General features: G+C 33.3%; 15 protein-coding genes. 11 read left to right on the top strand and 4 right to left on the bottom strand.

Features of this window, described 5'->3' with window-relative positions:
- The first annotated feature begins 38 nt into the window (after positions 1 to 38).
- Complete coding sequence (gene luxS, locus H3S88_RS07295; protein WP_198228533.1) at positions 39 to 554, top strand: S-ribosylhomocysteine lyase; 516 nt, start codon at positions 39 to 41, stop codon at positions 552 to 554.
- Positions 555 to 563: 9 nt separating this feature from the next.
- Positions 564 to 752: a 2-hydroxymuconate tautomerase gene (locus H3S88_RS07290; RefSeq protein WP_198228535.1), complete on the top strand. Its 189-nt coding sequence runs from the start codon at positions 564 to 566 to the stop codon at positions 750 to 752.
- A gap of 106 nt (positions 753 to 858) precedes the next feature.
- Here the strand turns inward: H3S88_RS07290 and ribA are convergent, their stop codons facing one another.
- Positions 859 to 1,476 (bottom strand): GTP cyclohydrolase II, encoded by a 618-nt coding sequence (ribA, locus tag H3S88_RS07285; protein WP_198228536.1) that lies wholly within the window; start codon positions 1,474 to 1,476, stop codon positions 859 to 861.
- Between the two features lie 96 nt (positions 1,477 to 1,572).
- Between ribA and H3S88_RS07280 the strand changes: the two genes are divergently transcribed.
- The 6 genes from H3S88_RS07280 (at position 1,573) to H3S88_RS07255 (ending at position 7,195) form a co-directional block, all read left to right on the top strand.
- Positions 1,573 to 2,292 (top strand): phosphatase PAP2 family protein, encoded by a 720-nt coding sequence (locus H3S88_RS07280; RefSeq protein WP_198228538.1) that lies wholly within the window; start codon positions 1,573 to 1,575, stop codon positions 2,290 to 2,292.
- Positions 2,293 to 2,373: 81 nt separating this feature from the next.
- A complete protein-coding gene (locus H3S88_RS07275) occupies positions 2,374 to 2,685 on the top strand; it encodes a LapA family protein (protein ID WP_198228540.1) in 312 nt (103 codons plus the stop codon).
- 5 nt (positions 2,686 to 2,690) lie between these two features.
- Positions 2,691 to 3,863, top strand: coding sequence for a lipopolysaccharide assembly protein LapB (gene lapB / locus H3S88_RS07270; RefSeq protein ID WP_198228542.1), 1,173 nt, complete (start codon positions 2,691 to 2,693; stop codon positions 3,861 to 3,863).
- Between the two features lie 18 nt (positions 3,864 to 3,881).
- Positions 3,882 to 4,664 carry a YchF/TatD family DNA exonuclease gene (locus H3S88_RS07265; RefSeq protein WP_086327208.1) on the top strand — a complete coding sequence of 261 codons (783 nt, stop codon included), beginning with the start codon at positions 3,882 to 3,884 and terminating at the stop codon, positions 4,662 to 4,664.
- Positions 4,657 to 5,772, top strand: coding sequence for a cupin domain-containing protein (locus tag H3S88_RS07260; protein WP_086351321.1), 1,116 nt, complete (start codon positions 4,657 to 4,659; stop codon positions 5,770 to 5,772). Before H3S88_RS07265 ends, H3S88_RS07260 begins: the two co-directional genes overlap by 8 nt.
- 187 nt (positions 5,773 to 5,959) lie before the next feature.
- Complete coding sequence (locus H3S88_RS07255; RefSeq protein WP_198228544.1) at positions 5,960 to 7,195, top strand: MFS transporter; 1,236 nt, start codon at positions 5,960 to 5,962, stop codon at positions 7,193 to 7,195.
- Between the two features lie 81 nt (positions 7,196 to 7,276).
- Here H3S88_RS07255 and H3S88_RS07250 read toward each other — a convergent pair whose 3' ends face one another.
- From H3S88_RS07250 to H3S88_RS07240, 3 genes are all read right to left on the bottom strand, one after another.
- Positions 7,277 to 7,699, bottom strand: coding sequence for a hypothetical protein (locus H3S88_RS07250; protein WP_144092378.1), 423 nt, complete (start codon positions 7,697 to 7,699; stop codon positions 7,277 to 7,279).
- 471 nt (positions 7,700 to 8,170) lie between these two features.
- Entirely contained in the window at positions 8,171 to 8,698 is a 528-nt protein-coding gene (locus tag H3S88_RS07245; RefSeq protein WP_198228545.1) for a hypothetical protein, read from the bottom strand.
- A gap of 136 nt (positions 8,699 to 8,834) precedes the next feature.
- Positions 8,835 to 9,722, bottom strand: coding sequence for an SDR family oxidoreductase (locus H3S88_RS07240; RefSeq protein WP_198228547.1), 888 nt, complete (start codon positions 9,720 to 9,722; stop codon positions 8,835 to 8,837).
- 935 nt (positions 9,723 to 10,657) lie between these two features.
- Here H3S88_RS07240 and ilvG point away from each other — a divergent pair.
- From ilvG to H3S88_RS07225, 3 genes are all read left to right on the top strand, one after another.
- A complete protein-coding gene (ilvG, locus tag H3S88_RS07235) occupies positions 10,658 to 12,334 on the top strand; it encodes an acetolactate synthase 2 catalytic subunit (protein WP_198228549.1) in 1,677 nt (558 codons plus the stop codon).
- Positions 12,335 to 12,337: 3 nt separating this feature from the next.
- Positions 12,338 to 12,568, top strand: a complete 231-nt coding sequence (gene ilvM, locus H3S88_RS07230) for an acetolactate synthase 2 small subunit (RefSeq protein WP_086309008.1) — start codon at positions 12,338 to 12,340, stop codon at positions 12,566 to 12,568.
- Between the two features lie 170 nt (positions 12,569 to 12,738).
- Entirely contained in the window at positions 12,739 to 13,668 is a 930-nt protein-coding gene (locus H3S88_RS07225; RefSeq protein ID WP_065602053.1) for a branched-chain amino acid transaminase, read from the top strand.
- The last annotated feature ends 27 nt before the right edge of the window (positions 13,669 to 13,695 follow it).

Raw genomic sequence — 13,695 nt, 5'->3', positions numbered from 1 at the left:
ATTGATTAAAATAACGAATACCAAATAAGGAGAAAGTTATGCCATTACTAGATAGTTTTAAAGTTGATCACACCAAAATGAAAGCTCCCTTTGTTCGAGTTGCCAAAACTATGGCAACGCCAAAAGGCGATAACATAACAGTGTTTGATTTGCGTTTTACCATTCCCAATAAAGAACTATTACCTGAAAGAGGAATCCATACCTTAGAGCATTTATTTGCTGGATTTATGCGTGATCACCTCAATAGTAAACAAGTCGAAATTATTGATATTTCGCCAATGGGATGCCGTACTGGCTTTTACATGAGTCTTATAGGTAAACCAGATGAATCGTTAGTTGTTGATGCGTGGTTAAAATCCATGCAAGATGTTTTAGGAGTTAAATCGCAGAATCAAATTCCTGAACTTAATGAGTACCAATGTGGTACCTATAAAATGCATTCATTAGATGAAGCTAAAGCCATTGCAGAAAAAGTTATACAATCAGGTATCGGTATCTGCCGTAATGAAGAAATCGCTTTAACCGACGAACAGCTTGCTAACATTAATCACTAGGAGATTTTTATGCCAAATGTTGTTATTGACTTTTTAGAAGATCGTACAGTAGAACAAAAAAGGGAAATGGCAAAACGTGTAACAGCAGCAATCGCTGAAACGCTTAATTGTAAACCAGAAGCTGTACAAATCATTATGCACGAAATATCAAAAGATCAGATCGCCAATGGTGGTGTACTTCGCTGTGATAACGAATAATCATAAAGGTAAAAATAGATCTTTATTTCTAAAATATAAAAAAACCTCGAAAAAAATATTTTTTGAGGTTTAGTTAAATTAAATCGATTCTTTTCAGTGTTATTGGCTAATGATTACAATTGCAATTACCATGATGTAAATGCAATAAATGTCCCATTTTATTCACTTTTGTTTCTAAATAATGTTCATTATTTGGATTTTCTCCAACTTCTAATGGCACTCTTTGTAAAATTTTAATGCCTGACTGTTCAAGGACTTTTATTTTTTCAGGATTATTCGTCAATAAACGAATTTGCGATACATCAAGTAAAGTTAATATATCAGCACACAAAGTAAAATCACGTTCATCAGCCGCGAAACCCAATTGTTCATTGGCTTCAACAGTATCAAAGCCTTTATCTTGTAGCGCATAAGCTCTGATTTTATTTAGTAAGCCAATATTACGGCCCTCTTGACGATGATAAATTAAAATTCCGCGACCTTCTTTAGCTATTTGTTTTAAAGCTGCTTCTAACTGAAAGCCACAGTCACAACGCAAACTGAACAAAGCATCCCCAGTTAAACACTCTGAATGAATTCTAGTCAGAACTGGAGCATCGCCAGATATATCGCCAAATACTAAAGCTGCATGATCTTTCCCTGTTGCAATTTCTTCAAATCCAACAATAGTAAAACATCCCCATGGTGTTGGTAATTTTGCTTGTGCAACATGTTTTAATTGCATTATCATCTCCGTTTAAATAAAACATAAATAGACTTTTAAAAAAAGCTATCTTCCATGCTAAACTATTTAGCAATTAGTGTTAAATTGAGTCTATAAATGGGGTTTGTAATAAAAAAAACAATGGCACCTTTAGCCATTATGTTAGTAGTACCATTAGTTATTATAGCCATAAATTGGCATTGGCAACCAGAATCATTAAATAATACATCAAAATATTTTTTCTTTATAACAGAAACTGCAAGTTTTCCTTGGGCGATTATTACATCAACCATTTTTTTTATGGTATTTTGTTATTTATTACCCAACAAAACCAAAACAAAGATTATTGCATTATGGTTTTGTCTAGTTTGTGCAATATTAGGTGGGCAAATAGTCAAAACCATTATAAAATCTCAAACAGCAGAATCAAGACCTTATGTACTTTGGATGGCAAAAGAATTTCATCTTAGCGACAAACAATTTTATTTATTACCTAAATCAGAAAAACAAAAAATTATTTCTGAAAAGTTAAGTAATTCAACTACCATTCCGAAATGGTTAGGTAAGCATTGGCAAAGTGAAACAGGCTATTCGCTACCCTCTGGACATACTTTATTTTCGGCGACATGGGCATTTCTTGCAATAACATTATTAGGATTTAGACGTCACTATATTATTGTTAACGCAATTATTGTATGGGCATTATTAATTGAAATTAGTCGATTAGCATTAGGTATGCATAGCCCGATTGATTTATTATTGGGTATTACACTTGCTTGGATCATTTCATTAATATGCTATTTTTATTCACGAAAATGGCATATAGTAGATAGATAATTTTTCAACTAATATTTTGTAAAAATGTTTAAGGTTATATAGACGTTTAAGTAAAATTAAAAAAATATAAAGGTCATTATTATGAAATTTGTTATATCAATTATATTGATAACTGCTATTTTCACTATATCTATAGCATTAGGTGCATTTAACGGTGAAGTTGTGTCTTTCAATTATTTGTTTGCTAAAACAGAACTCCGATTATCAGTTCTTTTAGCTATATTTTTTGGTTCTGGCTTTATTGTAGGTACAATATTAACAGGGATTCTTGTCATAATTTCTAAGCTACAACATTCATCCACTAAACGAAAATTGAATAAATTACAAAAAAAGTATGATGATAACCTAACAGATCATCAAAAATTAAGTTTAACTAAAATCAATCAAGAATAAATATTATGTTTGAACTGTTATTTCTGTTGTTACCTATTGCTGCCGCTTACGGCTGGTATATGGGCGACAGAAATGCAAAACAAAAATATATCAATCAATCTAATCGATTGTCACGTGAATATGTAGATGGTCTTAATTTTCTCTTGTCTAACCAAAAAGATAAAGCAGTTGATCTTTTCTTAGATATGCTTAAAGAAGACGAAGGTACGCTTGAAGCTCATCTAACATTAGGTAACTTATTTCGCTCTCGAGGTGAAATCGATAGAGCCATACGAATTCATCAAGCATTAATGGAAAGTTCCTCGTTGACATTTGAACAACGTCTTTTAGCCATCCAGCAATTAGGTCGTGATTATATGGGGGCTGGACTCTATGACCGTGCAGAAGAGATGTTTTTGCAACTCATCAATGAAGAAGATTTTCAACAAAATGCCCTACAACAACTTATCATTATTTATCAATCCACCAGTGAATGGATTAACGCAATTAATGCTGCAACTAAACTGGTCAAACTTGGCAACGAAAAATACAAAATATACATTGCTCAATTTTATTGTGAGTTAGCATCCCTCGCAATTGCCAATGATGATCTCGATAAAGCATATAGCTTATTACAAAAATCAGCAGCAGCGGATCCAAATTGCGCCCGCACATCATTAATGTTAGGTCGAATATTGATAGTGCAAAACAGAACAGAAGAAGCCATTGAATCACTTAAACAGATATTACAGCAAGATAAAGCATTCATTGGTGAAGCATTACCTTTATTAAATGAATGCTATAACAAATTGAATAAGCAAGAAGAATTTAAACAGTTTTTACAATTGTGTGTCGATAAAGACACAGGTAATGTGGCTGAACTAATGTTAGCTGACATTATTGAAAAACAAAATGGGCTTGATTCAGCCCAATACTATATGTACCGAGAATTATTAAAGCATCCTAATTTAAAAGGATTTTACCGATTAATGGATTATCACGTAGCCGATGCCGAGCAAGGGAAAGCCAAAAAAAGCCTTTTATTATTACGTAATATGGTTGGTGAACAAATAAAAGCTGTCCCGAATTATCGATGCCAAAAATGTGGTTTTACTGTTAATACTATCTATTGGCTTTGCCCTGCTTGTCGTTCCTGGTCAACCATAAAACCCGTCCGTGATTTTGAACAACATTCCTAAAAATAAAAAGAGATTATTATGTTTTTAATTGATTCTCACTGTCATTTAGATAGTTTAGATTTAAAAAGTAAAACTATCGAAGATGTTTTACAACAAGCTATAAATAATGATGTTAAACACTGCTTAAGCGTGGCAACAACATTGTCAGGCTATGAAGCGATGAAGCATCTACTTATGCCTTTTAAAAATCAATGTTCCTTTTCATGTGGAATTCATCCTCTTAATTTAGATGATGAAAAATATGATGCCGATCGCTTTCAACGCTTAGCTCAAGAGGATAATGTTGTCGCTTTAGGTGAAACAGGTCTTGATTACTATTATCAACAAGATAATTTAGAACAACAACAAGAAAATTTTAAAGAACATATTCGGTTAGGACGAAAACTAAGTAAACCTGTGATTGTTCATACTCGTAATGCAAAAGAAGATACTTTAAGAATATTAAAAGATGAACATGCCTTTTCTGGTGTATTACACTGTTTCACTGAAGATATTGCTACAGCTAAACAGCTGTTGGATATTGGTTTCTATATCTCTTTTTCAGGTATCATTACCTTTAAAAATGCCGAAGCGTTACGGGAAGTAGCAAAATATGTACCGCTCGATCGTATTTTAGTCGAAACGGATTCGCCTTATCTTGCTCCTGTCCCATATCGTGGAAAAGAAAACCAACCCGCATACGTGCGAAAAGTCGCTACTTATCTATCGGCATTAAAAGGTGTTACTTTAGAAGTGATAGCGAAACATACAACCGACAATTTTTGTCAATTATTCAACTTACAAGGGGTGTTAAATGAATAATAAATTAAATATAGATTGGGATGACTTTTTAACAAATTATTGGCAAAAAAAGCCAGTGATATTACGCAAAGCTTTTAGTCATTTTATTGATCCAATCACCCCTGATGAACTTGCTGGGTTGGCAATGGAAGAAGAGATTGAAAGCCGAATTGTTACCAATAAAAATGGCAATTGGGATGCTAAATTTGGTCCTTTTGATGATTTTAGTAACTTAGGCGAGGAACACTGGAGTTTATTAGTTCAAGCGGTTGATCACTGGCACGAACAAGCTGCAACTTTAGTTGAACCATTTAAATGTATCCCACAATGGCAATTCGAAGATCTAATGATTTCTTATGCTACACAAGGTGCAGGTGTAGGTCCACATATCGATAATTACGATGTTTTTATTATTCAAGGTATGGGGCGTCGACGTTGGCAAGTTGGTGATCGTAATCCTAACTATAAACAATTCAGTGCCCATAAAGCGTTATTACATGTTGAAGATTATCAACCGATTATTGATGAAGAGATTACTTCTGGTGATATTTTATATATTCCAATTGGTTTTCCGCATAATGGTGTATCAATCGGTGAATCACTAAGTTATTCGGTTGGTTTTAGAACGCAAACATCACAAGAAATGCTAAGTGGCTTTGCAGATTATATTATTGATAATTTACCAAATGGGATTTTTTACCAAGATCCAGATTTAAAATTACCTAAAGATCCCTACCGTATACAACCTTATGAATTAACCAAATTACAAGATCAAATCATTGATTTAATCAAAACACCCGATCTTTTTAACGATTGGTTTGGTAAACATATCACTTTACCAATGCACGAACTTAATATTGTCCCTGTTGAACCTCCCTATGAATATGATGAATTTAAAACAATCCTACAAACAGGAGCAGAATTATTGCGTGTACCAAGTATCCGAATTCTTAAAATTGGCGATTTTGGTTATATTCATGGTGAAAAAATAGATTTACCTATGTCTGTTATTGATATACTTTGTCAAAACGAAATACTCAGTTATGAACATTTACAAAATGAAGAAACACAACAAGTATTGCTTAATTTTGTTAATAAAGGCTATTGGTATTTTATTGATGAACAATAATATTATTTATCTGCCGATAATAAAATCGGCGGATAAAATAACCTTTTTAAGCTTTAGACTTGGCTTTTTATAAGTTTTAAGTATATACTTTGCCCCGCTTTAGATTACCCCCCGTTTAATGGCAAATTAAACATCACAAAATGCTAACTTTTAGCAAAAAATCTATTTTCAATTACTAGAGGTATACATGAAAACTGAATCAAACTCAGTCAAGCAAGTTGAAAGTGAAAAAGCAACATCATACCAAAAGAAAACGCTTTTTGCATCGACTGTCGGTTATGCATTAGATGGCATGGATATGATGATTTTAGGTGTCTGTTTTAGCCTAATTTCGGTTTCTTTTAATTTATCCAAAACCGATCTAGGGACGTTAACTTCTGTAACCTTACTTGGTGCTGTATTGGGAGGCATTTTATTTGGTGTTTTAGCAGATAAATATGGTCGAGTACGCGTGTTTTCATGGACTATATTAATCTTTTCTTTATTCACTGGTTTATGTGCAATATCCCCCAATTATGAAAGTTTTTTAATTTTCCGTTTTTTAAGTGGTTTAGGTCTTGGGGGTGAGTTTGGCATTGGTATGACACTCGTATCAGAAAGTTGGCCAAAGCATAAGCGCTCACGAGCAACATCGATTGTTGCGTTAGGTTTTCAGGTTGGTATTATCCTTTCTACTTTAACGGTCAATTTTGTTGGGCAAGCTTATGGTTGGCGATGGGCTTTTGCTGTCGGGGTATTACCTGCACTATTTGTTGCTTGGACTCGAAAAGGTTTAGAAGAGCCAGAAATTTGGCAAAATTTAAAAGATCAGAATAAAAATGAAATTGCAGTTGGTAAATTGTTTAAAACACCAAAAACCACTGCAACCACTATTGGTTTAACAATTGCATGTGCGGTGCAAAATTTTGGGTTTTATGGTTTGATGGTTTGGATGCCAAGTATGATTGCTTCTGAACTAAAATTACCATTTAAAGATACTCTTTATTGGACTATCTCAACCACAATTGGTATGTCATTAGGTATTTTGATTTTTGGTTGGCTTTGCGATAAATTTGGTCGCCGCCCTTCATACATTATATTCCTTTTAATTTCAGCAATATCTATTTGGTTCTATTTCCAACAAACTGATATGATAATATTAATTATATTTGGTTCAGCAATTGGCTTTTTTGTTAATGGTATGATGGGTGGATACGGCGCCCTACTTGCCGAACATTATCCTACCGATGCCCGTTCAAGCGCTGAAAATATTATTTTTAATGTAGGACGAGGAATTGCTGGCATATCACAAGTTCTAATTGCTTATTTCGCAACGGTGTATTCAATTAGCTACGCATTAGCTCTATTATCCGCTACGTATCTATTATCTGCCGCAGCTTTCGTATTTCTCATACCAGAAACCAAAGGTAAAGCTTTAGAATAAAAGGGTAAAACTAAACAGGGCTATTGCCCTGTTAATATAATAGAATATTGATAACTATTTAAATTAATAAATTTTAGAACTCTAGTTAGCGTTACATGAAGCTGGCGTTAATTTTACGCTAAATAATTTTTCATCATCAATATAATAATTGTGAACAGCGCCATTTGGAAAAGCATCCCGGAACTCTTTAACTTGTTGATTGTCGCTACAATAAACTTTCTTCAAATTTTCAGACGTCATTTTTTCTGTTTCAGAAATTTGTAATTGGTCTTTAGATGCCTTAATAACATATCGATAATTAATAGAATTATCATCTTTAAAAATATCTACTAAACTGGTTACGGAATCAACTTGATAAGGAAGAGATTTTTTCGCATCACTAATAATTATGTCTTGTGTTTTAGTAAGCTTTTCTGCTTCATCTTTTTTTGCTTTCTCACTGTTATCACAACCAAACAATCCTAGACTTATTAAAACTAATGTTGTTATTTTTATAACTTTCATATTTATTCCTCAATTATTCATATTTTCAATATTATCAGATACTTTCTTAAGTATGTTTATGTATATAAAATATTGCCCACTGTTAATCTTATTTAAAATTACAATCTAATAACAACATATTATAAAACTGGTTAACTTTTATAAATAAACCTAAGCAGCCAAAAATTGTTTTACATTAAAAACATCACAATTAAAAAGCATCCTAACTTTTAAAAAAGTGTGGCTTATTGTACAAAATAGCGGCTAAAACTCAATAATTATTAGCTATATGCTTAAAATAAAAATTAAATTTCTTGTCTATCTTTTTTAAATGCAAATTTAAACAAACTCATGCGTATAACACATTGACAAAACACAAAATTATTTACGTAATTAATCATTCCTTTTTAAACAAAATGATGCAATTTTTGTTTCCAATTGAAATAAAAGGGCTCTAATGGCCCTTTTTAACAATAATTGATAAGTTCAAAATTATTTAGCATCACAATCACTAGGTTTTAAATCAAGTGTTAAAGCTTTTTCTCCATTTAGGTAATAATTATGACTTGCGCCATTTGGAAAAACTAATTTTATGGCATTGATAGTCGCATCTTTACTGCAATAAAGGGTATGCAAACCATTTGAAATATTTTTTTGATTGCTTTCAGCTTGAAATGCGTCTTTAGTTATATTTTTTACATCATATTTATAACTAATAATATCGTTTCCTTTTGTTACATCGACTAATGTTGAATTTTGATCAACATCCAAAGGTAATTTTAAACTTAAACCTTTGATTATTGCATCTTGAGCAAGACTATAATTACCATCTTTTAAATTATTGAGGGCATCTTGAGTTGCAGATTTGGTTTGTTCATATAGTTCTGCTACTTTATCGCTAACCTTTGAACTCGTTTGCGCAACTTGTTCTTTGATATTATTAACTGTTGGTTTTGAATTATCACAATTTACTAAAAAAAGCCCCATCATTGCCAAAGTAATTACTTTAAATGTTCTCATTGTTCTGCCCTTATTGGTTATAAGTTCCGTATAGTTACTATTATGGTTTTGTATAATAGTGGTTAATTTAAAAGGTAATTAATTACTTAAACATGCAGTAAAAAGGCTTTTACAAGCCCTTTTACTGTAAAAAATATTAATTAATATGCATACCACCCGTTACACCATATGTTTCAGCTGTGGTATAACTTGACTCTTCAGAAGCTAAATGTACATATACACCGGCAAGTTCAACAGGTTGTCCTGCACGTTGTAATGGTGTTTGTTTACCAAATTCAGGGATAACGTCACTCGGTTGACCGCCACAGATTTGTAATGGCGTCCAAACTGGTCCTGGCGCTACACAGTTAACACGAATACCTTTGCTGCTTAACTGATTAGCTAAGCCACGGGTAAAGGCAATAATTGCTGTTTTAGTTGCCGCATAATCTAATAAATTGCCGCTTGGTTGATAAGCTTGAACAGAGGAAGTAGTAATAATCGTTGACCCTGGTTTTAAAAACCCTAAAGCCGCTTTAGTAACCCAGAAAAGTGAAAATACATTTATTTCGAATGTTTTTTTAATTTGTTCTGTGGTCAGTTCCATTATATCTTCCACAGCCGTTTGCTTACCAGCAACTAGGGTTAAATTATCTAATCCCCCCAACTTTTGATGTGCTTGTTCAACTAATTGTTTACAAAATGCCTCATCACTTAAATCACCAGGAATTAATACCGCTTTACGACCAACAGCTTCTATAACCTTAGCCACATCTTCAGCATCTTTTTGTTCATAAGGAAGATAATTTATTGCCACATCAGCGCCTTCTTTTGCATAAGCAATAGCCGCAGCTCGTCCAATACCTGAATCACCACCTGTTACTAACATTTTGCGACCTTCTAAACGACCATGACCTTGATAGGTTTTTTCACCACAATCAGGAATCGGATCCATTTCACACTGTAGAGCAGGTGCTGCTTGTTTTTGTTTTGGAAATTTATCATGATGGTATTTTGTAAGAGGATTACAAATTTGTTTACTCATTATATTCTCCTAAGTTAACTATGTATTTGTACACAAATTCAATATAACTTAAATAAAATCAATTAGTAATCACAAAATCCTATTGTTAAGCCTATTTTAAATCTTTAAAATAACCAATTAATTCAATAAATTATATTTAATAACTATAAAATTTGAATATTTGTTTCTTAAAGCTAAATCATGTTGCTTAATGTTATCCTCTGTCTATTTAAGTTAATGAATAAAAAGAGGCAGAATATTATTAAAGGTGGCATTCCTTGATTGGCTTGGCGGGGTCACTGAAAGTAGTATTACCAAAGCCATGAGTGTTGCATAATCTTGCACCTCTCTCAGTTTAGCAAATTAATTTTAACTAAGCTAGTTATTACAAATTTTGCATTTGTAATTCGATTTATTGATAAATTTATATAAAGAAGATTAAATGTAATTATAGTAATTAAAACAGCTTTAACAATGATTAGCCAAACCATCATTAATATCTGTTTTTTTTATTTAAACATAATTAGATGTTTGTTTTCCAAAACTATAATTAAACAATGATAAAATATCAATTATCATTCAATGTGTCGTATTAACCTACCAAAATCACATTTTTATATTGAAACGTTTTATACTGAAATGTATAGTTAACCTGAAACTTTTTTACAATCTATTTCTAACACGTTATAAAAGCGAAAAAAGTAGTTGCACTTTTTTTTAAAACGAGTATTTTGTTTAAAATAATTTTTAAAATGACGAAAAAGTTTATTAACACATATTATGAAATTTTCACTTAAAAACGTCCTTATCAACATTATTGTCAGCGTGGTCATTATTCCAACGCGGGGGCGTTTTTGAATAAAAATATGTTTATACATAAAATCAAAAACCCCGCTCCAAACAGCGGGGTTTTTTTATGAACAACGATTGGGCAAAAAAGAACAAGTGAGGAATAAATGTTAGGAACACAGTGGATAGTAAAAACCTTAAAAGAAAAAGGCGTTACCACCGTTTTTGGATATCCGGGTGGACAAATTATGCCTCTCTACGATGCTTTGTATGATGGAGGTATTGAACATGTATTATGTCGTCATGAACAAGGCGCAGCCATGGCAGCAATTGGTTATGCTCGTTCAACTGGCAAAACGGGGGTTTGTATTGCGACATCAGGCCCTGGTGCGACTAATATCATTACTGGACTTGCTGATGCATTAATTGATTCTGTACCTATTGTTGCCATAACGGGGCAAGTTCCAACTAATCTAATTGGGACGGATGCTTTTCAAGAAGTAGATGTTCTGGGATTATCCTTAGCTTGCACCAAACATAGTTATTTAATAAATGATGCTAAACAATTGCCCAATACATTAGAAGAGGCATTTAATTTAGCCAACTCAGGCAGGCCGGGACCAATTTTAATTGATGTTCCGAAAGATATACAGCTTGCCAATTTAGATTATCAACAATATTTAGCACCATCTTTAATAGAAAACAGTCCTGATAAAACACAATTATATACCATTCCTCCAGAAACAATAAAACTCGCTAAACAAATGATCGCTCAAGCCCGAAAACCGATGCTTTATATTGGGGGTGGTGTTGGACTTTCAGGCGCTATATCAGAATTGAAAGATTTTATGACATTGACTCAAATCCCAACTGTTTCAACATTAAAAGGATTGGGAGTTGCTGATATTAATAATCCTTATTATTTAGGTTTAATTGGTATGCATGGCGCTAAAGCAGCCAATTTAGCCGTACAAGAGTGCGATTTACTTATCGCCTTAGGTGTACGGTTTGATGACAGGGTTACAGGTAATCTTAATGAATTTGCCCGTCATGCAAAAGTGATCCATGTCGATATTGATCAAGCCGAAATCAACAAATTACGGCAAACACACTTAGGATTACAAGGTGATATTAAGCAGGTTTTACCATTGCTTAATCAAACTGTATCAATCGAAGCATGGCATAAAAAAGTGGATGAATTGAAAGCACAGCATCCTACACGTTATGATCATCCTGGTGAAGCCATTTATGCACCAGCATTATTAAAAACCATTTCCGAACGTAAGTCAGCCAATACGATAATCACTACAGATGTTGGTCAACATCAAATGTGGACCGCCCAACATATGCGTTTTAATCATCCACAAAATTTCATTACCTCAAGTGGATTGGGCACGATGGGATTTGGTTTACCAGCAGCGATTGGCGCACAAATGGCTCGCCCTAATGATTGTGTAATATGTGTATCGGGTGATGGATCATTTATGATGAACGTCCAAGAACTAACCACTATAAAACGAAAAAAATTACCGATAAAAATAGTATTAATTGATAACCAACGTTTAGGCATGGTTCGTCAATGGCAAGAGCTCTTTTTTAACGAAAGATATAGTGAAACTAATTTATCAGATAATCCTGATTTTTTAATGTTAGCAAAAGCATTTGATATTCCGGGTGAAATAATTTCAAAAAAATCTGAAATTAATTCTGCACTTGATAATATGTTTAATTCATCTGGTGCATATTTATTGCATGTGCGCATTGATGAATTAGAAAATGTATGGCCACTAGTACCACCAGGCGCAGCTAACGAAAACATGCTCGATAAAAGTTGCAAGGAGTAAGTGATGAATCAACAAATACAACATCAATTGACCATAAAGGCTAACGACACGTTAGGTTCATTGGAACGTATTTTACGTGTTGTTCGTCATCGCGGTGGACATATTGAATCTATGCAAATGCAAACCATTGAAAATAATTTACTGATTTTGACACTCAGATTAACTATTGAAAGAGATCTTTCAATGTTACAAAACCAAGTAGCTAAATTAGAAGATGTCATTTCAATAGAATAAAAAAATTTACAGATAATTTATCGGTAAAACAAAAAGTTAAATTAAAATATGTCAATATTTTAGATATTAAACAAACAAGAAAGTATTGTATAATGTTTGATGTTTAATTGATAAAAGCATAAAGCAGGATACATGCTAAACAAAAGTAAAATTTAAGAGGAAAACAGAAAATGAGTACTACAGCAAAATCTGATTATATTTGGTTTAATGGCGAATTGGTTCCATGGGCAGATGCTAAAGTGCACGTAATGTCACATGCACTACATTATGGTACATCGGTGTTTGAAGGTGTACGTTGCTATAATACACACAAAGGACCTGCTATATTTCGTCATAAAGAACATGCTCAAAGATTATTAAACTCAGCCAAAATTTATCGTTTTCCTGTTCCATATTCGCTTGAAGAAATTATGGAAGCAACACGCCAAACTATCAAAAAGAATAATTTAGAAAGCGCTTATATTCGTCCATTAGTATTTATCGGCGATGTTGGTATGGGCGTTATACCTCCAGCAGGTTATAAAACGGATGTCATGATTGCAGCATTCCCATGGGGAGCTTATCTTGGTGAAGATGCTTTAGAACAAGGTATTGATGCAATGGTATCTTCATGGCATCGTTTTGCACCAAATACTATTCCAGCAGCAGCAAAAGCCGGTGGTAACTACTTATCATCATTACTCATCGGATCAGAAGCTCGCGCTAATGGCTTCCAAGAAGGGATTGCATTAGACGTAAATGGTCAGCTTTCTGAAGGTTCAGGTGAAAATCTATTTATTGTTAAAGATGGTATATTATTTACACCGTTATTATCTTCATCAGCATTACCTGGGATCACTCGTGATGCTATCATCACCCTTGCACGCGATTTAGGTATTGAAGTACGTGAACAAACACTATCCCGTGAATCACTCTATTTAGCTGACGAAGTCTTTATGACAGGTACTGCCGCTGAAATTACTCCTGTTCGCAGTGTTGATCGTATCGAAATCGGTATTGGTCGCTGTGGTCCAATTACTAAAAAGCTCCAGCAAACATTCTTTGGTCTATTTAATGGTCAAACTGAAGATAAATATGGCTGGTTAGATCTAGTTAAATAAGGGATATCAGTTAGAGATCCTCCAGTT

Source organism: Gilliamella sp. B14448G11 (assembly GCF_016101765.1).
Lineage (GTDB): Bacteria > Pseudomonadota > Gammaproteobacteria > Enterobacterales > Orbaceae > Gilliamella > Gilliamella apicola_N.
This window is presented reverse-complemented; position numbering and strand designations above follow the sequence as displayed.